This window comes from Lactovum miscens (assembly GCF_014202895.1).
GTDB lineage: Bacteria > Bacillota > Bacilli > Lactobacillales > Streptococcaceae > Lactovum > Lactovum miscens.
Window position 1 is genome coordinate 35,821 of record NZ_JACHHV010000007.1, and the last position, 19,917, is coordinate 55,737.

Here is a 19,917-nt window from a genome sequence, read left to right on the forward strand (position 1 = left end):
AGGAGAAAATAAATGACAATTGTTTCAAGTGGTCAAATAACAATGACAGATTTGACAGATGGAATGCAATTAAATGCTTTCATCACAGCAAGTGGTGTAACTACGCAAACTTATGATGCAACCGCTCAAACGTGGTCACCCAGTTATGCAACAACAGCTCAAGTGCTTACGCTTAATCTTACTAAAGCAGGTAGTGTTACTTCAGTATTAAGTGGATTGTCTGGTGCAATCACATGGACTCGGACAGACGGGACAACGGCAACGACTATTACTTCCACTGTTACGACAGATACGCAATATCTTGGCGGTACGGGTAACAGCGTTCTAACCACTAAAGTTAACGTTCCTATTGCTAACTCAGCTTCACGGTTTACTGCTTCGGGTCTTTGGGTAGATCCAATTACTGGACTTAACGTTCCATTTTCAGCAGTGCTTGATTTAACAGTAATGCAACTCGCTAAGTCTGCAATACTTGTTAATGTTTATGCAGGGAATGGCGGTGCATTTTACAATAGCCTACCAGCTAGCTTAACAATTAATGCAGATCTTTATAAAGGTGGAGCATTATCTGCAGGAAATAAACAAATCTTCTTCGGATATGCAGATAGTACTGTCACAACAACAGGTTCAACTGGCTATAATGCGAATCTTGGTCTTGGCTGGCACTTATGTAGCGCATCTACAACAGGTCAAACCCCTAATGTCGTAGCAGGTACAAATACTACCGCACAGGGAATTCTAACAGTTACACCCACAGTTATTACAAATGCTCAAAGTTTCAAAGCAGTAATCATTGACGAAGCTGGCGGAACTGCAGGAACTGTAGTCAGTGGTATCACTACACTTTTAGATTATTCAGATCCTATCACTTGCACTATTGATAGCACAGCTGGAAGTATATTTAAGAATGGTGCAGGAACTACAACACTTACTTGTCGGGTATTTCAATCAGGTGCAGAGATTGATACAGGTGGAACTACTTATACTTATAAATGGTCTCAAAGAGATCAAAACGGAACGTTAAACGCTAACTTTGGCGGTACAGGTGTGCAGTACAAAACTGGTAAAACGATCAGTGTTGCTGCAACAGATATCACTGTTAAGGCTCAATACACGTGTGAGGTGAATCTATGATGACTAGTAAATTTTATGCAAATATCGAACTGGGCGGAGAGATTACACAAGTAAGTTTTGAAGCTAAAGATGCAAGCGACGTGATCGAGCAGATATGGCGCACTTATGGAATTTCTACTCCTATTATTGAAATATGGGAAGAGGTAGTAGCAAATGACGATAGTAGCGAGCAATAACTATACGATCAGTAAGGTTTCTGATGGTTCTCCAGGTTCACCAGGTCCAACTGGTGCGCCTGGTCAAATCTATCAGCAGACGACAGAGCCAACGACTAAAGTAGTGAATATGCTTTGGCAATATACTGGAACTTCTTCAATCACTGCTAGTGGCGCGACAATAGCGCCTAGTAACATCTATGTCTGGACTGGAACGACTTGGATACTTTGGTCGATTACAGTTGCTAATTTAATTGCAGATAAACTTTCGTCAATAGTATCTACACTTGGTGATGTAACTTCTGGTAGTATTACTAACGAAATTAATGTTGGAAGTAATAATGGGGGGAATAATGTATTAGACACAGGAACGGTCGTAGTTGATAACTATGGAATCACATTTAATTTTGATCATCTTATCAATTCAATAAAAGATAGTTCACAACAAAATAACTTTGGGACAGATGGAATAATATTATCCAAGTTTGATACAAGCGGGTATGTCACTAAATCAATATCTGCAAATGTAAATACGGGTATTGATGTTAATGATGGTAACGGTAATCAAACGGATATAGATAGTTCCTCTTTTAATATTTTAGATAGCAATAGTAATTCTACAAAAATAACTTCCACAGGAATAACAGTAAAAGGTAAAGATCTTTCTAATACTTATAGTACTTCAGAAATTGCTGTAGGAACTTGGATAGATGGAAAAACCATTTACAGAAAAACTTTTTCTATAACAGGCATATCAGCTGGAACAAATTATAATCATGGGATTGCTAATATTGATCAAATTGTAGAGCTTCATGGATTGTTTAATAATGGGACAACATTTACCATGCTTCCACTTATGGGCTATGCTAGACAGGTTCAAGCTACAAGATCACAGTTTCAATTTAATGGCGGAAGTGAAGCAACAGGGGATAAATATACAATCACTATTTCTTACACTAAAACAGTTTAAAAAAAAAATAAAAAAGGACAAAACAAAAATGGAAAAATCAATTGATTTAATCGTAGTACTTTGGAATACAGGCGTAATTAGCGCTATCGCAATCTGGGCTATCCGTCTACTGCAGGCACACACTAAAAACCAACGACTAAAAGTACTTGAAAGTTATGCAGGACAGGCAGTATCAGACGTCAAGGATCCAGCAAACGTAACTGATGATGAAATGCAGGTTGCAACGATCAAGCTTATTAGTCTGATCAATCAAAGTGGGTTAAAACTTAAAGTTCCCGAAGATCAAGCACAAGCATTGCTCAAAGGCGCGGTTAATGGCTTGAAATCATTGCTCAAAGTAGCTTAGAAATCGGGTGAGTATGAATGACTGGACAAGTAAGTTGCAACTCATTGGCTTAATATTTACTGTTATTGGAGGAACGTTCGGAGGGTTTGCAATAATCCTCCGAATGCTTAAAGGCTACATTTTAAATGATTTCAACAATACAATGGAAAAGCTTGATATGACTATGCAAGAATTAAGAAATGATTTAACAGAATCTCGTATTGAACGTAAAGAAAATGATAAAAAGCTCTTTGATATTTCAGATGTTCATACTAAAGAAATTTACGCTATTAAAGGTCGTGTACAAACCCTTGAAGTCGTAAATCATATTGGAAAAGGAGAAAAATATGACTAAAAATATAAATGAAAATATTTTTAAGTTTCATGATCCAATAAAATTTTCAGATAGGCAAAAAGTGAGTATACCTGTGAAACAATCAGATGAGCTAAATGTAGACTATATTAGCATCAATGGGAATATCAAGAAGCTCGAAAGAATAGAAGGAGAATCATAATGGCTTTAAACGGAATCGACATCTCGAGTTGGCAGGCAGGAATAGACTTATCAAAAGTACCCGCTGACTTCGTGATCATCAAGGCGACAGAGGGAACGAATTACGTTAACCCTGACTTCAAACGTGCTGCAGACCAAACTATAGCAAGTGGTAAACTTCTCGGTATTTACCACTTTGCAGGTGGTGGAAACCCACAGCAAGAAGCAGACTACTTTATTAATGCTGTAAAACCGTACATAGGTAAAGCTGCACTCTTTCTAGATTTTGAAGCAGGCGCAATCAACGCTTGGGGTGCAAATGGAGCGAAGCAGTGGCTTGATTACGTGGCGAGTAAGACGGGAGTTAATCCAATCCTCTACACGTCTGCTAGTGTAACTCGTCAGTTTGACTGGACAGAAATTGCTAAAACCTATGGCTTGTGGCGTGCGCAATACTCAGATAATGTACCCGGTGGATATACGGACCCATGGACAGACGGAAAAGGTCAAGGTGCTTGGCCAGCTGTAGCAATTTACCAGTACGAGAATCTTGGCCAGTTACCTGGTTACGGCGGAAACCTCGACCTTGATCAAGCAAACATGACACGTGAAGCGTGGGGGCGATATGCAGCAGTTGGAGGGCAATACGTCGCACCAACTGCGCCAACAGCACCCGCACAACCAGTCAGATCAATCGCAGGTAAAAGCCTCGAAACGCTCGCTGGAGAAGTTCAAGCCGGTTTATGGGACTCAGGCACTGCACGATCAAATGCACTGGGGCAATATGCAGTGGGAGTACAAGCCATTGTCAACGAGCGTGCAGGTACAGTTACAGCCCAGCAATCACACGAAACCCTTACCAGTGAAACCCTTGCAGGACACTACGGGAATGGGAATGATCGTATGTTCTTGCTTGGCTCTTATTATGATGTGGTCCAAGCGGCTATTAATGGTAAGAAAGTAGTTTCAAGTTCTACATACACCGTAAAAGGTGGGGATAGTTTAAGTGCAATTGCTGCAGCACTTGGCACCTCAGTAGAACATATAGTTCAAACTAATGGTATTAAAGACCCAAACTTAATTTATCCCGGTCAGGTTTTGGTCTTTTAATATATTTAAAAAAGAAGGGGGAAATAATGACAACAAAATCAGATGTCGCTAATTGGGTAACCAATAACACTGGCAAATACTTAGATTTTGATGGGGCTTACGGAACACAATGCTTTGATCTCATCAATTTTTATGTTAATGATTTATTTAGTAAGGTTGGGGTAATCCAAGCAGCTGGAGGAGCTGCAAAAAATATTCCCGACTGGCTTCAATCACATCTTGGATGGGAAAAGTTTTATTGGAGTAATGAATCTGATCTTAAATATGGAGATATTATTACTTGGAATGCTTACCCAGGGACAACAAGTCCAGAATTTGGTCATGTAGCAATTTATATTGGTAACAGTCAAAAATTTGAGACAAATGGTGGTACTGGTTCTGGATATGGCTCAGGAGATAATGCAACAATTAGGACATTGGTCACAGGTGGGGCTTACATGGCGGTAAGGCCACCAATTATAGATGATACAGACAATCCCTCAAACAACACTAATAAAAAAGGAGAAACAACAATGCAATGCACATTTACTACAGGAGACGGTACAATTTTCTATTTCAATGGTTATGATAAAATCATTGCTTTAAATAATTTAGACCAACTTACAATGATTAATGACCTTTACCTTAAAAATAATGGTCAGGCAATGCCTCATTATGCATGGACTCCACAAGCTGCTTGGTACAAACGCCTAGTTGAAGCAACTGGTGCAAAATGCGTAAGCACAGATGGCACACCTTATGGAATGTATTAAGAAAGAAGGTGAAAACCCTCGTTTTCTATTATTAGCCCTGACAAAAGTTGGGGCTTTTTTTAATGCTCTGTTAACATTTTTATTAAAAAAAGGTAAACTATTAACATTGTATGACCAATGTTAATAGAAGAAGTTTCCGGAATAGTAGCTTTTTTGCTATAATGACTTAAAATGAACAATAAAAATAAAGTATATTAATAAGGGAGACGCATGGTATGAGCTATTATAATCACATGAACGATCAACCGGATAAACGGTTAAAGTGTAGTAGTTGTGGAAAACCATTTAATTACACAATTAGCGATGGATCAATGTCAGGAGAACATGACTGGGCACCTATAGTTTGCCCTTGGTGTGGCTCTCATAATGGTAAAGTTCATGGAGGAGCTACTATATCTGTATGGACTAGTAAAATTGAATAGTTTAGAAACAATAAAAAAATAATAGATTAAAAGGCCTCTCTTGAGGCTTTTTAAAGGGGGCAAAAAAGGGGCAAAAAGAGTAAAAAAGTGAACTTTTATATACTTTTTAAACTATTTTAATTGTCATAGATTGCTTGATTTACCTATAATTTGCAACAAATTGCGAAGATATATATCAACCGTGGTATAATGTACGAATGGAAAAACAACTTCTAAACAGGTTGCGATATTTGCGCCAAAATTATGATTATTTGAGCCCACGTGAACTAAAAGAGCTGGCAAATCTAGAGGCAAGATTTGCTGCAGAAGAGAACTTTAGAACTCCAAGTACATCTCAGCAGCGTTTCAATGACGGGCTGGATGAAGATGAATATCAACCAGGCCAATTTTTAAAACCAGATTATCAGAATTATTATCGTGGAGATGAAGAAGATTGGGAGGGGATTGACGATTCACCCTATATTGACAATGGGTTTGAGGACTATGAAGATTCTGAGCATAATGAAAATCAAGATGAACAATCCACACAAAATAACACCAGACTAAGTAGGCAAAGTTCTAAAAAAGCAGGGTCTTCAAGACGTCAAACTATATCTTCAAAAAACAGTAAGCCAAAGCAAAAGAAGAAGCACCATTGGATACGTAATATCTTCTTGCTTTTCTTAACAATCCTCCTTGTGTTAATTGGCTTCTTCATTTATGGGTATGCTCAAGGAAGTAAAGAAGCTGGTGGAGCCGTAAAGACTGAGACCTTTAATGGCCAAAAAACCAGCTCAGGCGCCATAAATATCCTTGTGATGGGAGCTGACCAACGTCCAAACCAGTCTTCACAGGTTGCACATACTGATTCTATTATGATCGTTCAGTTTAATGCGAAGGACCATAAAGTTAAAATGTTGAGTATAATGCGTGATACTTTAGTCAATATTCCTGGCTACAGCAATGGATCAGATGATGACTTGAAGATTAACACAGCATTTACTCTGGGTGAACAAGAGGGTGGAAAAGGACCAGAGTTGCTCCGTGAAACCATTCAAGCAAATTTTGGTATTAAGTGTCAATACTATGCATTAACTGACTTCTCAAGCTTTGCATCAATCATTGATACCCTTTTCCCCAGTGGGGTGCCAATTGATGCTCAATTTGGTACAATTGGAGGTCAAACTTACAATGAAGTACCCGTGCCAGATGACCTATCAGCTACTGATGGAATTGTGGCAAGTGATAAAACCCTGTCTGATGAAGAGGCAACTGCTTATGGATATGATGCAGGTGGCATATTCATGATGATTAAGCAAGGACAGCAGAAGATGGATGGTCGAACTCTACTAAATTATTCTCGTTTCCGCCATGATGATAATAATGATTTTGGTCGTGTTCAGCGTCAACAACAAGTGATGTCAACTTTAATGTCAAATCTTAAGAATCCTCTTTCATTATTTACAGGAGCTTCTGCGCTAGGTAAAGCAAAAGCTTTGACTGAGACAAACATTCCGAATAGCTTTTTCCTATTAAATGGGCCTGGAGCTGTTTTGGATTTCAAGAATGGAACGTCAAAATACTCAGTTCCAGATCCAACTTTAAATGACTGGCAAAATGCATATGACCAGTATTATGGTCTCGGTTTGGAAATTGATATCCCAACATATAGTCAGAGAATTGAAAATTTTTTTGGAAATTAATGACTTTAAATTTATTTAGTAAAAAAGATTGAAATATTAATTTTCAGTCTTTTTTTGACTTAAAAGTACGATTTTGGAAAAATCACAATGAAAGCCCTTACGCTTTTCTTGATAAACGGAAATGATTTCAGTATAATTAGGCTATTGTTGAAGTAGTCCTAAAAATTTCAATGATAATACACATAAATAAACCGCCTGGGATGCAGGCAAAGAAAGGAAAATTATAGCATGACTACGCTTAATTTGGAACACATTTTTAAGAAATACCCTTCTGCCACACAGTACGCAGTTGAAGATTTCAACATTGACATCAAGGACAAGGAATTTATTGTCTTTGTTGGTCCTTCTGGTTGTGGTAAATCGACGACACTTCGTATGGTTGCTGGACTTGAGGACATTACAGAAGGAACTCTCAGGATTAATGACAAAGTTATGAATGATGTCGCTCCAAAAGATCGCGACATTGCTATGGTTTTCCAAAACTACGCTTTGTATCCGCATATGACTGTGTTCGATAACATGGCCTTTGGTCTCAAATTAAGGAAGTTTGATAAAGCTGAAATAAAAAGACGTGTTGAAGAAGCAGCTGAGATTCTTGGTTTGACTAATTTACTTGACCGCAAACCGGCTGATTTGTCTGGCGGTCAACGTCAACGTGTTGCCATGGGACGTGCCATTGTTCGCGATGCTAAAGTTTTCCTAATGGACGAGCCTTTGTCAAACTTGGATGCTAAACTCCGTGTGTCAATGCGTGCTGAAATTGCTAAGCTCCACCGTCGGATCGGTTCAACTACAATTTATGTTACACACGATCAAACTGAAGCTATGACTTTGGCAGACCGCATTGTGATTATGTCATCTTCCCCAAATGCAGATAATTCGGGAACTGTAGGGAAAGTAGAACAAATCGGTACACCATCAGAGCTTTATTTGGAACCAATAAATAAATTTGTCGCAGGGTTTATCGGTAGCCCAGCTATGAACTTCTTCAAAGTAACTTTTTCTAATGGAAAATTGCAAAATGGAAATGGGCTAGATTTGACCCTTCCAGAAGGTCAAAATAAGCTTTTGAAAGCAAAAGGTTACGAAGGTAAAGAAATTACTCTTGGAGTTCGTCCCGAGGATGTTTCAGCAGATCCGATTGTTCAAGATACTTTCCCCGAGTCGACAGTTCATGCAGAGGTAGTCGTTTCTGAATTGCTAGGTGCTGAAACAATGCTTTATAGTAGGATTGGAGAAACAGAATTTGTTTGCCGTGTTGAAGCACGTAATTTCCGTCAACCTGGTGAAAAAGTTGACTTAACTTTCAATTTGAATAAAGCGCATTTTTTTGACCTTGAGACAGAAATTCGTGTTACTAATTAATTAAAATATCAAAGGGCTTATCGCCCTTTTTCATTTTAAACTATTAATAGCTGTAGTATAATTTGCGTATGACAGAATATGAATGAATTCTTAAGATAATTAAATTTGACATGGGTCATTATATAACTAGTAAATTAGTAAGAATAAAATTAAAATATAGTAGATTGCAAAGGAACATTTAATTTTGAGTATACAATTATGTTTTTTATTCCTTTTATTGATATGGAATATCATTGTTTTTATCTTTTATGCTAAAGATAAATGGAGGGCGACACATGGGTACTGGCGAATACCTGAGAATGTATTGCTAGTAGAAACCCTTTTAGCTGGAGGATTTGGTGCAATTTTGGCAGGGATGCTTGTTCATCATAAAACTAGAAAATGGTACTTCTGGCTTTCATGGATTATTGGCTTATTTGTTGATGTTTCACTTATTTATTTGATGCTAAAATATCTAAAATGAGAAAATTATAGGGTATTATTAATAAATCTTAAGGTTCAAGAAAGTCGTAAACCTTAAAATGATGTAGAATTAATATAATAAAATGAAGGTAGTGTTGAATCTATGGAGATAGTTTAAACGCATACCTATAAATTTGTTAAGCAACTTGGAGGATTTATATCATGATAAAGCTACTTTTGGTCGAGGATGATCTCGCCCTATCAAACTCTGTTACAGATTTTTTAGAATCTTTTGCGGAAGTAACTCAAACTTTTGACGGTGAAGATGGGCTTTACGAAGCTGAACAAGGGGTTTACGATATGATCTTACTTGACTTGATGTTACCTGAGTTGAATGGTTTTGATCTATTAAAGCAACTCCGTGAAAAGGGAGTAAATACTCCTGTTCTAATTATGACAGCCAAAGAAGGACTGGATGATAAGATGCGTGGCTTTGAAATAGGGGCTGATGACTACTTGACTAAGCCTTTTTACCTTGATGAGTTGAAGGCTAGGATTATGGCCCAACTAAAACGTGCAGGTAAGCTGGATGATGATAATATTTTGAACTATGCTGATTTAAGGCTTAACATGGCTAATCAAAATGTGACAATTGGTGATCAACCTGTTGAACTCTTAGGTAAGGAATTTGACCTTGTAGTTTATTTGCTTCAAAATCAAAACGTCATATTACCTAAAGAGCAAATTTTTGATCGGATTTGGGGCTTTGACTCCGATACAACAGTCACAGTGGTTGAAGTATATATGTCCAAAATTCGTAAAAAACTGAAAGATACCGTGTTTGCAAGTAAATTGCAAACCTTGAGGAACGTAGGTTATATTCTTAAGTGATAAAGTTGATAAAAATAGAGAAATACTGGGAATTGTTTCGGCAGAAACTTAATAAATTTATAAAAGGGAGTGGTAAAAATTTTTCTCGCTTCCTTTTGGCCTTTACTGGTATTTTCTTGGTACTCGCTGCTTTAATAATTCAAACAACTCGGGCTGGAATGTATAGTTCAACTGACAATGATTTGCGAAGCAAGGCAATGGATCAGGCAGGACTGATTTATCAAGGGCAGAATTCATTTGCAAATTTTGGAGCACACGCGGCTTTACCTAATGATCAAAATAACTCCTATAATAATGTAGTTAGTGATCGTCCTCTTCACAACGCAGGAAATTATGTTGTACTTTATGATCCTTCGGGTGCTGTAATTAACTATGAATCTGACCCAATGGCAGCCGCGGTTAAAGCAGAGAACCGAAAGGTCGATACAAGTTTTTCAGATGATGTGGGTTCTTACCATTTAGATGGGCAATCTTTCCGGACAATTGTTGTCAAATTAGATAGTCTACAAGCCACAAATGGTAGCGTTATTGGCTATATCCAAATTTTCCAAAATGTTAATCAAATTGAAGATAGTCTTAATATAATTACCTTTGAAGTTATTATTACAATGATTGCCTTTTGGTTTGTCTCACTGTTTGTTTCAGTCTATTTATCTCGGGTTTCACTAAGACCAGTTGAAGCTGCATTGGAGCGACAAAAAGCTTTTGTTTCAAATGCTAGTCATGAGCTTCGAACACCGTTAGCAATAATGCAAAATCGTTTGCAATTACTTTTTCAAAATCCTGACGCGACAATACTTCAAGAGTCTGAAAATATTTCTGCTAGTTTGAATGAAGTGCGAAATATGAGAGTTCTAACCTCCAACTTACTTAATATGGCTAAATCGGATGGAGCGATTGAGCCTCAGCCTGTTGATACGAACAAGATCTTCTTTGAAGAAGTTTTTGAAAATTATGGTATTTTGTCCCATGAGCGTCAAAGAACTTTTAATAGTTCAATTAATTTTGGGAAAGATCATCAGGGGGATAATGAGAAATTTAAACTTGATCAAGATCTTTTTAAGCAAGTGATGACGATTCTATTTGATAATTCAACAAAATACACGGATGAGGGAGGCGAGATTGATATGTCGCTAACTCTTTTCAAGAGCAAGAATGAATTGCAGTTGGTAGTAGCAGACAATGGTCTCGGAATTTCTATTGCGGATAAGAAGAAAATATTTGATCGTTTTTTCCGTGTTGATGAAGCTAGAACTCGAGGTAAAGGAGGTCTGGGTCTTGGGCTCTCTCTTGCAAATGAAATTGTCACGGCTATGAAGGGAAAAATAACAGTAGAAGATAATAAGCCAAAGGGAACAAAATTTATTGTAAAAGTAAAGATCTGATATAATTGGAAAGACCACTGAAGGTCTTTTTTTAAGATGGAAGCCTATTTTAGATTTAGAGAAGAGGTGTTATCTTTTTAGTTGTAAGAAAATTTAATGCTTATTGATGGAAAACATGGGGTTTGTATTTAGATTTATTGTCGGGATCGTGCATGTTAACTCTTGCTAAGGAAGTTTACTACAACCATGATTGTAATTTCTTTAAGATATTTAAAAAGAAAATTGTGATATTGATTGATCATTAAAAAGGAAGTCTCAATTAGGAGTTGAGCTGGACAAGTCTAAGCAGTGTAAGATATCTCCAATTTTGTAGTAAAATAGAGTGATCAGAAATGAGGAAAAAATGTTAATTTTAGATAAAGTAAATTCGCCTGAAGATGTGAAGGCTTTAGCTTTTGAAGAGCTTGAAGGATTGGCTCAGGATATTCGCGATACAATTCTTCATAAGGTTTCAACAGTGGGTGGACATGTGGGGCCAAATCTTGGCGTAGTTGAAATGACGATAGCTCTGCACCGTGTCTTTGAAAGCCCGAAGGATAAAATTATCTGGGATGTCAGTCATCAAACATATCCCCATAAGATTCTAACGGGCCGTAAATTTGGATTTATGGAAGGTCATTTTCATGATATCAGTCCTTATAGTAGCCAAGATGAATCTGTTCATGATTTTTTCAAGGTTGGACATACTTCAACTTCTATCGCCAACGCTTTAGGACTTGCTAAGGCAAGGGATTTGACAGATGGAGAAGGAAATATAATTGCCATCATCGGAGATGGTTCTTTATCAGGAGGACTGGCATACGAAGCCCTAAACAACGCTGGTGACTATAAAGGAAATTTGATTATTATCGTCAATGACAACGATATGTCAATTGCTGAAAATCATGGAGGAATGTATAGAAACTTACAGGATTTGAGAGAATCTCATGGTTTTGCAGAAGATAATATATTTAGGGCCTTTGGTTTGGAATACTTCTACGTTAAAGAAGGAAATGATATTGCAAAGTTAGTTGAAGTATTTGAAAAATTTAAAAATATTAATCACCCAATTTTAATTCATATTAGAACTGAAAAAGGGCATGGTTATTTGCCTGCAGTTGAAAATAAAGAGGCTTGGCACTTCAAAGGTGCCTTTGATCTTGAGACAGGTAAATTAGCAAGCTTGCAACCGGCTGTTCGTAACTATAATGATGTGATTCATGAAGTTATGGAGAAAAAAATTGCCGAAGGTTCTCCAATTATTGCTATCAATGGTGGAATTCCTGGAAGCTTTAAATTGAAAGATTTCGCAGCCAAACATCCAGATCGTTATTATGATGCCGGAATTGCAGAACAATTTACTATCACTTTTGGTGGTGCTGTTGCAGCCGGTGGCGCACGACCAATTATCTTCCATAACTCAACTTTCCTCCAAAGAGCTTACGATCAAATGGTGCATGATTTAGCAGCCAATAATGAACCTGCTCTAATTATGTTGCATGGTGGGGTTATTTCAGACACTGCAATTACCCATCAGGGAACTTTGGCAATGACATGGATTTCTAATATTCCAAATCTGGTTTATTTGGCTCCAACTTCAGAAGAAGAGCTTATTGCAATGATGAACTGGGCCTTGAGTCAGAACGAACATCCTGTGGTTATCCACCTTCCTGAGCATGGGATTGAACATCGTCCTTCGGCTTTTTCAAGTTTTTCAGAGACACATTACCAAATAACGAAATATGGGAAAGATGTTGCTCTTTTAGGACTTGGAGGTTTGTTTAGCAACGCAGAAAAAGTATCAAGCCAGCTGGATAAGCTTGGAATTACTTCAACTCTAGTAAATCCTCTCCATATTAGCAAACTTGACAAATCAACCCTAAAATCATTGGCAATCACACATAAGGTTCTGGCTACTTTTGAGGATGGTATATTAGATGGGGGATTTGGTCAAAAGGTAGCGGGATTCCTTGGAAATTATGAGATCAAGGTATTGAATTTTGGAGCAGATAAGGAGTTTAATGAAGAAGTTCCAGTTCCAGAATTATATGAACGCTATCATCTTTTGCCTGAATTGGCAGTAAAAGATATCATTGGAGCATTAGCATGAAAAGGTTGTTAACTGCACCTGTAAAAGTTTATCAAAAATTTATTTCACCAGCTATACCACCAAGCTGTCGTTACTATCCAACCTGTTCAAATTATATGATTCAGGCCATTGAAAAACATGGTGTAAAGGGAGCTTTGATGGGAATTGCAAGGATCCTGCGATGCCATCCTTTTGTGCATGGAGGAATTGATTACGTACCAGATCATTTTTCTCTAAGACGAAATCCGAATGAAGATGAAGGACAATAAAAAATCTTAGTCAATATTGACTAAGATTTTTTATTGTTATATTTTGGAAGGTTTAACCAACATAAAAATAAATTGAGAACCAGATTAGCATTGCAGCTACTAGAACAAAGATATGCCATAAGACATGAGAGAAGAAAAATTTGTAGCGATAAATCAAGGCACCTACAGTATAAATGACACCACCGGCAACAAGTAGCCAAAAACCAGTAGCTGTCAAAAGGTGGTATAGAGGAAGAAAAGCTAATAAAATCAACCAGCCCATAACAACATATAATACGGTCGAGAATTTAGGAACTTGCTTAGCTCTAGGTAGAAAAATTGCTGTAAATACAATTCCTAGAATGGCACAAGGCCAAACTATAGATAAGATGGTCCAGCCAATCCAGCCATTTAAGGTTATTAAGCAGTAAGGTGTATAAGTTCCAGCAATTAAAAGAAAAATTCCTGCGTGATCAAAGACTTGGAAAACCTTATGTGCTCTCGAGAAATATAGACTATGATGCAAAGTCGAAAAGAGGAATAGCAAAACTAACATGGCACCATATATTGTAAAGCTTACAACCTCTATTGGTGATGAATTGTGGACACCTTTGAGAATAAGAAGGATCATACCAGCTATAGCTAGCCCTGTTGCTATTCCATGTGTTGTTGCATTGAAAATCTCATTAACGATGAGATAAGTTTTAGAAGTTTGTTTTTTCATAATTTTTTAGTTCCCGACTCATTTAAGAAGCTAAATACCTTAGTACGAAGAATGTCAACTGCGACCTCATTGTCAATCCAATTTGGTACGATGATATTTGCATAGCGCTTTTGTGGTTGGACAAATTGATGATGCATGGGTTTAACTGTTCGAAGATATTGTTCAAGAACGGAGTCCATGGAACGGCCGCGCTCTTGAATATCTCGGCGGATACGGCGAATCAAACGAATATCATCATCTGTATCGACAAAGATTTTAATATCCATCAAGTCGCGTAGTCTTTTATCTTCAAGAACTAGAACGCCTTCCACAATCAATACTTTGGTGGGTTCCTGGATAACTGTTTTGTCTGATCGATTTGAAATCTTATAGTCATAAACTGGAACTTGAACTGAATTGCCTTTGAGCAATTCAGTTAGGTGGGTAATTAATAAGTCTGTATCAAACGCTAACGGATGATCATAGTTGGTTTTGTGCCTCTCTTCAAGTGTCAAATGAGTTTGTTCCTTATAGTATGAATCATGTTGAATCATTCCAACACTCTCATCAGGAAAGCTATTAAAGATTTCTTCTGCAATTGAAGTTTTTCCTGAAGCAGATCCACCTGTAACACCGATAATAATCATTTTTTCACTCATGTTAATATTTTAACAGATTTTTTTCAGAAATTTTACTTTGAATGATATAATTATAGACATAACAAGGAGGCTAGGATAAAATAATGTTAAAATTAGGTGTGATTGGGACAAGCTGGATTTGTCGCCAATTTATTGATGCGGCTCATGAAACTCAAGAATATGAGTTAAGAGCTGCTTACTCACGTTCAATTGAAAAGGGGCAAGAATTTGTAGCAGACTTTTCAAATGTCGTTGTATTTAATGATTTATCAGACTTTGTCAATGATTCTGAAATTGATGTCATTTACATTGCTTCACCAAATTCACTTCATTTTCAGCAAGCCAAAGCTGCAGTTGAAGCAGGGAAAAACGTCATTGTTGAAAAACCTTGTTTCTCTAATCCAACTGAATTTAAAGAGATTTTTGATCTTGCGGAAAAGCACGGTGTCTTTGTTTTAGAAGCTGCTCGCCATATTCATGATGAGGCCTTTGCAATTGTTAAAGAATTTTTGTCCAATAAGACTATTTTGGGTGCAAATTTGACGTATGCAAAATATTCATCCAAAATGTCGGCTCTCTTGGCTGGGGAATTGCCCAATAAATGGAACCCAAAGTTCTCAGGAGGTATTTTAGCCGACTTAGGCGTATACCTTGTTTATTGGTCAATTGGTCAATTTGGTCAACCGCAGGTTGCGAAATATAATGCTCAACTCTTACCTTCAGGTGTTGATGTTTCAGGTGTTGGACTTCTTAGATATGATACCTTTGATATCAACTTGTTTAATGCTGGAAATCTTAATAGTTACTTGACAAGTGAGGTCTATACGAGTGAAGGAACATTGGTTCTGGATAGTGTAGCTGGAACTGAAAATGCAACTTTTATTAAGTTAAATGGAGAAAAGGAAGAATTTACAATCAATCAAATTGAAAATCCTCTTTATGATGAAGCAAAAGCATTTTCAAATCTTTTAAATAATAATGATCATGACAAATATAGTTTGCTACTAACATTAGCCAAACAAGTAAATGATACTCTCTTTGAAATGAGAAAAACAGCTGGAATTGTATTTGATGCTGATAAACAAGAAAAAATTTGATAGAATAAGGAAGTGTTTTTAATACTTCTGGGCTCCTTAGTTAATTTGGATATAACAAGTTCCTCCTAAGAATTAGTGGCTGGTTCGAATCCGGCAGGGGCCATTTTAAAAGCTTTTAACGATTTTACACGATCCTGTAAAACCTTATATATCAATGTTTTAAGATTTAGAGAATCCCACGTAATCATAAAAAATCTTAAAATTATTACCAGACAAATCACATAGAGTCAAAAACTTCTTTAACTTTATCGCGATTTTTTCTTTGAGCGCTTCAATCTGGTGAGCATAAACTTGGAGTGTAATTGCCAAATCTTTATGGCCTAAAATATTTGAAATAGTAATCAATTCTACACCTTTAAAAATCAAATAAGATACAAAAGTATGCCTTAGTGAGTGGATATGAAGTCTTCAACCAGGTAATCGCCTTAATGTTTGAATAACTCCGTTCCCTGAAATAATATTGCTATATAGTCTATTTTCATCATTCTTTTCCCAATAAGTCAATTCATAATCTTTCAAAATTTCGACTGTATAATTTGAAAGTGAGATATCTCGAATTGAGTAATTATTTTTTTGTTTTAACAAATTCATGAGTATAAGTCTGATCATGGATACCAGATTTGACAGCCTCTCGAATTGTTATACTAAGACCTATTGTTTCTTGTAATTTTTGAGATGGGAATATCACCCAAAATTGATCAATACTGCTAAAGGCTGAGATACATTTTTCCCAGGTTCTAAGCATTACATGAGCCTCTTTATAAACTTTTGCTCAATTTTCAACAAACTCTCTTAAAGTTTGATTCTTAGCTAATTTTTCTGGGTGTTCGATTCCTAATTGTAACCTTATTGCTGCTTGCTCAGCTTTCTTCTTAGTTCGAAAGTCTTTACGAACTCTTTGCTTATATTTTCCGTCTTCTGTTTTATATGGAACTCTGACTTCCCAACTGGTTTTTAATTTCTGAAATGACACCATATTGTACCTTCTTTCATTTTCTGGTAAAATAGGTGCAGTAAAACGCACAAATGTGTGTGTTTACTACCTTTAGTCAAAACCGCTCTTCGTCGCCAAACTGAAGCGGTTTTTATTTGTTTAATATTAGAATTATAGTTTTATTCATGGATGGCACACTGATTGCCTCTTGATGCAGGGTGAGTCCCCTTGTGTGTCCGTTTGACTTCTGCTCGTTTATTTATAGTTATTTGGGTTAGTAACCCTTGAGTAGTATGAATTACTGTCAGAAACAAATACCATACAGCTTGCAGCTATTGACCATCCATTACAAGTAGTATAGGAATTATCTGTAGCAGTAGTAAAGCGGGTGAAACAGTTTCCGTTACTGAATCTGAGCTAGGCGTAGCTGTTGAACTAATCTCAGAACTTGAATCAATTGAAAAAAACTCAATTTAGAGCTAGAGTATGATAGAATATGATACATGAAAGACGGCAGGGGAAATCAAAGAAAACAATTAAAAATGAAAGAAGTAAGGCGTAGGAGAAAATTTCTACGCCTATTTTTAATTTTTATCCTTTTATTTCTTGAACTAATAGTCTCAAAAGGGACCCCAGAATCATATAATTCAGCCTTTTTAGAAAATCAGTTAGAAGTATATAAAGAATATAATTTTATTCGGAAAATTGCACCGATGGCCAAAGCCAAACAAAACAACTATGGATTACTTTCAAGCATCACAATTGCCCAAGCTTGCTTAGAATCAGATTTTGGAGAAAGCAGTTTGGCTTCAAAATATCATAATCTTTTTGGTGTAAAATCCTACTTAGGAGAAAACAGCGTTACTTTAAGTACTAAAGAGTTTCAAAACGGCAAATGGATTACAATAAATGGAACTTTTAAAGTTTATAGCAGTTGGGAAGATTCAATTGATGCACACACTCAACTCTTAGTGAACGGGGTTGACTGGGATCCCGTGCATTATTTAAATGTTCTAGAAACAAACGATTATAAAGTGGCTGCTCAGGATTTGCAGAACGATGGCTATGCGACAGATCCAAATTATGGTAAAAAATTAATTGGACTAATTAACGAATATCATCTGTCGGAATATGATTATTAGGATTGAGTTAGCGACGCCACAGATCAGGCTTTGTGGTATAATTACAGAGTAGAATGGCGCTTACAAAGCAAGTGCAAGATATAAAGGAGAAACTATTTAATGGAACTTTTTGAATCACTAAAGGTAAAGATTTCAGGTAAAAATTTGAAAATTGTCTTCCCAGAAGGAACAGATATTCGTATACTTGGTGCAGCTAATCGCTTGAGTGCAGATAAATTGGTGACACCAGTTTTTATTGGTAATATTGAAGAAGTGACAAAAGGCTTAATCGATCGTGGAATTAATCCCGAAGGTTTTGAAATCTATGATCCGAATAACTGCGTTCGTTTTCCTCAAATGATTGAAACCTTCGTAAGTCTTCGTAAAGGTAAAGTAACAAAAGAGCAAGCTGAGAATATTCTTAAAGATCCAAACTACTTTGGCACAATGTTGGTTCAAATGGGAATTGCAGATGGAATGGTTTCTGGTGCCATTCACTCAACAGCCGATACGGTTCGTCCAGCTCTCCAAATTATCAAGACTAAACCAGGCGTTAAATCAGTTTCAGGTGCTTTTGTTATGGTTCGCGGACGCGATGATAATGAGAAATATCTTTTTGCAGATTGTGCAATTAACATTAAGCCAGATTCTGCGACATTGGCTGACATTGCCGTTGCATCTGCTGAAACAGCAAAACTTTTCGATATTGAGCCTAAGGTTGCGATGCTTTCATTCTCAACAAAAGGTTCTGGTAAATCAGAAGATGTTGACCGTGTCGTTGAAGCAACCGCTATTCTTAAAGAAGCACATCCTGAAATTGAAGTTGATGGCGAACTTCAATTTGATGCTGCCTTTGTTCCAGCTGTTGCTCGTCAAAAAGCTCCTGACAGCCCAGTTGCTGGGAAGGCAACTGTCTTTATCTTTCCTGAAATTCAATCTGGTAACATCGGTTACAAGATTGCTCAACGTCTTGGAAACTTCGAAGCTCTTGGCCCAATTCTTCAAGGATTGAACAAACCAGTAGCTGATTTATCACGTGGCTGTAACGAAGAAGATGTTTACAAACTCGCTATTATTACAGCTTCACAAGCCCTTTTATAAGTTTGGAAAACCTTCGTTTGCTTTTGCTTAACTTTTCTGAGTAAGCTAGGGAAAAGGGACACTTGTTTTTTCAATACTTTGCGCTCCTGCTCAATTATTCAATTTGTTAAGAAAGAGGTAAGATGTCAAAACCTAAAATTTTTGCATTGATTGGTAATATTATTCGAACGATTACCTTTGTATTGGGAGTTTTTTCACTTTTTCAACTCTTTTCTGACAAAAATTACATAACAAGCCAACTGCCTTCAAACATGAACTTGTCAAGTGCTGAAATTGAAGCAGCTAGATCTTTTGCAGGGACCTTCTCGATTGTGGCTCAACTCATAACCTTGATTGTTTTGATTTTTACATGGATTGCTTATACTAAGATTGACACTCCAAAAGAAAGAGGCTGGAAGATTTACCTATTGGTGATGGGTATCCTTGGTTGTTTCTCGGTCCTTGGAATTATTGGGAATCCAGTTGAATCAATTTTTTCAACGGCTGGTGCGATTTGTTTGATTTTAGCTTTTGCCCTAAAGGGACCACATGCGGACGATGAAGAAGAAGTGCCTGTTATTTAAAGTACATAAGTTTTTAAAAATTAAAATTAATTTTCTTTAAGAAAACCCAAATTTGGGTTTTTGTTTTAATTGAAAAATTTATAAATAATATGGGTTTTCATAAGAATTTTGAAGCTTATGAATTAATTTGGAAGACTTGAATTATACTCTTGTTGTAATAATGGGCATGGTTCTAGCGCACGATAAAAAATTCTTTAGTAGTATTTTACAATTAATGGGGATATTTTCGTCGAAACGCACTTACCTGAAATAATAGAAAATATATGATACAACTCCCAAAAGTAGTACTTAATCCAAGTGTTTTTGGGTAGCTGAGTGACTTAACTTATCGAGCGCGTTTCAAATTATGAAGGGGATG

General features: G+C 36.7%; 23 protein-coding genes, 1 tRNA gene and 1 pseudogene. 20 read left to right on the plus strand and 5 right to left on the minus strand.

From position 1 onward, the window contains the following. Positions 1–12: 12 nt before the first annotated feature. The 15 genes from HNQ37_RS03055 to yidD all read left to right on the plus strand — a co-directional run bounded on the left by HNQ37_RS03055 (position 13) and on the right by yidD (position 13,423). Positions 13–1,134 carry a hypothetical protein gene (locus HNQ37_RS03055; RefSeq protein WP_183539218.1) on the plus strand — a complete coding sequence of 374 codons (1,122 nt, stop codon included), beginning with the start codon at positions 13–15 and terminating at the stop codon, positions 1,132–1,134. Continuing rightward, entirely contained in the window at positions 1,131–1,310 is a 180-nt protein-coding gene (locus tag HNQ37_RS03060) for a hypothetical protein (protein WP_183539277.1), read from the plus strand. Before HNQ37_RS03055 ends, HNQ37_RS03060 begins: the two co-directional genes overlap by 4 nt. Continuing rightward, positions 1,288–2,259, plus strand: a complete 972-nt coding sequence (locus HNQ37_RS03065) for a hypothetical protein (RefSeq protein WP_183539221.1) — start codon at positions 1,288–1,290, stop codon at positions 2,257–2,259. Before HNQ37_RS03060 ends, HNQ37_RS03065 begins: the two co-directional genes overlap by 23 nt. A 28-nt stretch (positions 2,260–2,287) precedes the next feature. After that, the gene (locus tag HNQ37_RS03070) at positions 2,288–2,605 is read left to right on the plus strand and encodes a holin (RefSeq protein WP_183539222.1); all 318 of its coding nucleotides are present in this window, start codon (positions 2,288–2,290) and stop codon (positions 2,603–2,605) included. A gap of 13 nt (positions 2,606–2,618) precedes the next feature. Further along, complete coding sequence (locus HNQ37_RS03075) at positions 2,619–2,939, plus strand: hypothetical protein (RefSeq protein ID WP_183539224.1); 321 nt, start codon at positions 2,619–2,621, stop codon at positions 2,937–2,939. Beyond that, on the plus strand, positions 2,932–3,099 hold the full coding sequence (locus HNQ37_RS03080) for a hypothetical protein (RefSeq protein WP_183539226.1): 168 nt from the start codon (positions 2,932–2,934) through the stop codon (positions 3,097–3,099). Before HNQ37_RS03075 ends, HNQ37_RS03080 begins: the two co-directional genes overlap by 8 nt. Next, the gene (locus tag HNQ37_RS03085; RefSeq protein ID WP_183539229.1) at positions 3,099–4,187 is read left to right on the plus strand and encodes a GH25 family lysozyme; all 1,089 of its coding nucleotides are present in this window, start codon (positions 3,099–3,101) and stop codon (positions 4,185–4,187) included. The genes HNQ37_RS03080 and HNQ37_RS03085 overlap by 1 nt, the downstream gene beginning before the upstream one ends. 26 nt (positions 4,188–4,213) lie before the next feature. Continuing rightward, positions 4,214–4,939 (plus strand): CHAP domain-containing protein, encoded by a 726-nt coding sequence (locus HNQ37_RS03090; protein ID WP_183539231.1) that lies wholly within the window; start codon positions 4,214–4,216, stop codon positions 4,937–4,939. Positions 4,940–5,558: 619 nt separating this feature from the next. Further along, entirely contained in the window at positions 5,559–7,043 is a 1,485-nt protein-coding gene (locus tag HNQ37_RS03095; RefSeq protein WP_183539234.1) for an LCP family protein, read from the plus strand. 228 nt (positions 7,044–7,271) lie between these two features. Continuing rightward, a complete protein-coding gene (locus HNQ37_RS03100; RefSeq protein ID WP_183539236.1) occupies positions 7,272–8,408 on the plus strand; it encodes an ABC transporter ATP-binding protein in 1,137 nt (378 codons plus the stop codon). A 190-nt stretch (positions 8,409–8,598) separates the two neighbouring features. Further along, positions 8,599–8,871 (plus strand): DUF1294 domain-containing protein, encoded by a 273-nt coding sequence (locus tag HNQ37_RS03105; protein ID WP_183539274.1) that lies wholly within the window; start codon positions 8,599–8,601, stop codon positions 8,869–8,871. A 161-nt stretch (positions 8,872–9,032) separates the two neighbouring features. Continuing rightward, positions 9,033–9,701 (plus strand): response regulator transcription factor, encoded by a 669-nt coding sequence (locus tag HNQ37_RS03110; protein ID WP_183539237.1) that lies wholly within the window; start codon positions 9,033–9,035, stop codon positions 9,699–9,701. A 5-nt stretch (positions 9,702–9,706) separates the two neighbouring features. Beyond that, on the plus strand, positions 9,707–11,086 hold the full coding sequence (locus HNQ37_RS03115) for a sensor histidine kinase (protein ID WP_246415584.1): 1,380 nt from the start codon (positions 9,707–9,709) through the stop codon (positions 11,084–11,086). A 343-nt stretch (positions 11,087–11,429) separates the two neighbouring features. Continuing rightward, positions 11,430–13,175 carry a 1-deoxy-D-xylulose-5-phosphate synthase gene (locus HNQ37_RS03120; protein WP_183539238.1) on the plus strand — a complete coding sequence of 582 codons (1,746 nt, stop codon included), beginning with the start codon at positions 11,430–11,432 and terminating at the stop codon, positions 13,173–13,175. Continuing rightward, positions 13,172–13,423, plus strand: coding sequence for a membrane protein insertion efficiency factor YidD (yidD, locus tag HNQ37_RS03125; RefSeq protein WP_183539239.1), 252 nt, complete (start codon positions 13,172–13,174; stop codon positions 13,421–13,423). Before HNQ37_RS03120 ends, yidD begins: the two co-directional genes overlap by 4 nt. A 52-nt stretch (positions 13,424–13,475) precedes the next feature. On the opposite strand, the gene trhA is transcribed toward yidD, so the two are convergent. Beyond that, a complete protein-coding gene (trhA, locus tag HNQ37_RS03130; protein WP_183539240.1) occupies positions 13,476–14,126 on the minus strand; it encodes a PAQR family membrane homeostasis protein TrhA in 651 nt (216 codons plus the stop codon). Continuing rightward, on the minus strand, positions 14,123–14,764 hold the full coding sequence (udk, locus tag HNQ37_RS03135) for a uridine kinase (RefSeq protein WP_183539241.1): 642 nt from the start codon (positions 14,762–14,764) through the stop codon (positions 14,123–14,125). Before udk ends, trhA begins: the two co-directional genes overlap by 4 nt. An 83-nt stretch (positions 14,765–14,847) precedes the next feature. On the opposite strand from udk, the gene HNQ37_RS03140 reads away from it, so the two are divergent. Then, on the plus strand, positions 14,848–15,840 hold the full coding sequence (locus HNQ37_RS03140; RefSeq protein ID WP_183539242.1) for a Gfo/Idh/MocA family protein: 993 nt from the start codon (positions 14,848–14,850) through the stop codon (positions 15,838–15,840). A 30-nt stretch (positions 15,841–15,870) separates the two neighbouring features. After that, positions 15,871–15,943, plus strand: a tRNA-Arg gene (locus HNQ37_RS03145). A 56-nt stretch (positions 15,944–15,999) separates the two neighbouring features. Here HNQ37_RS03145 and HNQ37_RS03150 read toward each other — a convergent pair. From HNQ37_RS03150 to HNQ37_RS03160, 3 genes and pseudogenes are all read right to left on the minus strand, one after another. Next, a pseudogene (locus HNQ37_RS03150) lies at positions 16,000–16,245 on the minus strand (tyrosine-type recombinase/integrase); the annotation flags it as partial. Between the two features lie 160 nt (positions 16,246–16,405). Beyond that, positions 16,406–16,585 (minus strand): hypothetical protein, encoded by a 180-nt coding sequence (locus HNQ37_RS03155; RefSeq protein WP_183539244.1) that lies wholly within the window; start codon positions 16,583–16,585, stop codon positions 16,406–16,408. A 27-nt stretch (positions 16,586–16,612) separates the two neighbouring features. Further along, entirely contained in the window at positions 16,613–16,864 is a 252-nt protein-coding gene (locus tag HNQ37_RS03160) for an Arm DNA-binding domain-containing protein (protein ID WP_183539246.1), read from the minus strand. Positions 16,865–17,277: 413 nt separating this feature from the next. Between HNQ37_RS03160 and HNQ37_RS03165 the strand changes: the two genes are divergently transcribed. The 3 genes from HNQ37_RS03165 (at position 17,278) to HNQ37_RS03175 (ending at position 19,559) form a co-directional block, all read left to right on the plus strand. Continuing rightward, a complete protein-coding gene (locus tag HNQ37_RS03165; protein ID WP_246415586.1) occupies positions 17,278–17,916 on the plus strand; it encodes a glycoside hydrolase family 73 protein in 639 nt (212 codons plus the stop codon). Between the two features lie 99 nt (positions 17,917–18,015). Continuing rightward, on the plus strand, positions 18,016–18,996 hold the full coding sequence (gene pta / locus HNQ37_RS03170; RefSeq protein WP_183539249.1) for a phosphate acetyltransferase: 981 nt from the start codon (positions 18,016–18,018) through the stop codon (positions 18,994–18,996). A gap of 122 nt (positions 18,997–19,118) precedes the next feature. After that, complete coding sequence (locus tag HNQ37_RS03175; protein WP_183539251.1) at positions 19,119–19,559, plus strand: DUF4064 domain-containing protein; 441 nt, start codon at positions 19,119–19,121, stop codon at positions 19,557–19,559. Positions 19,560–19,917 lie beyond the last annotated feature (358 nt).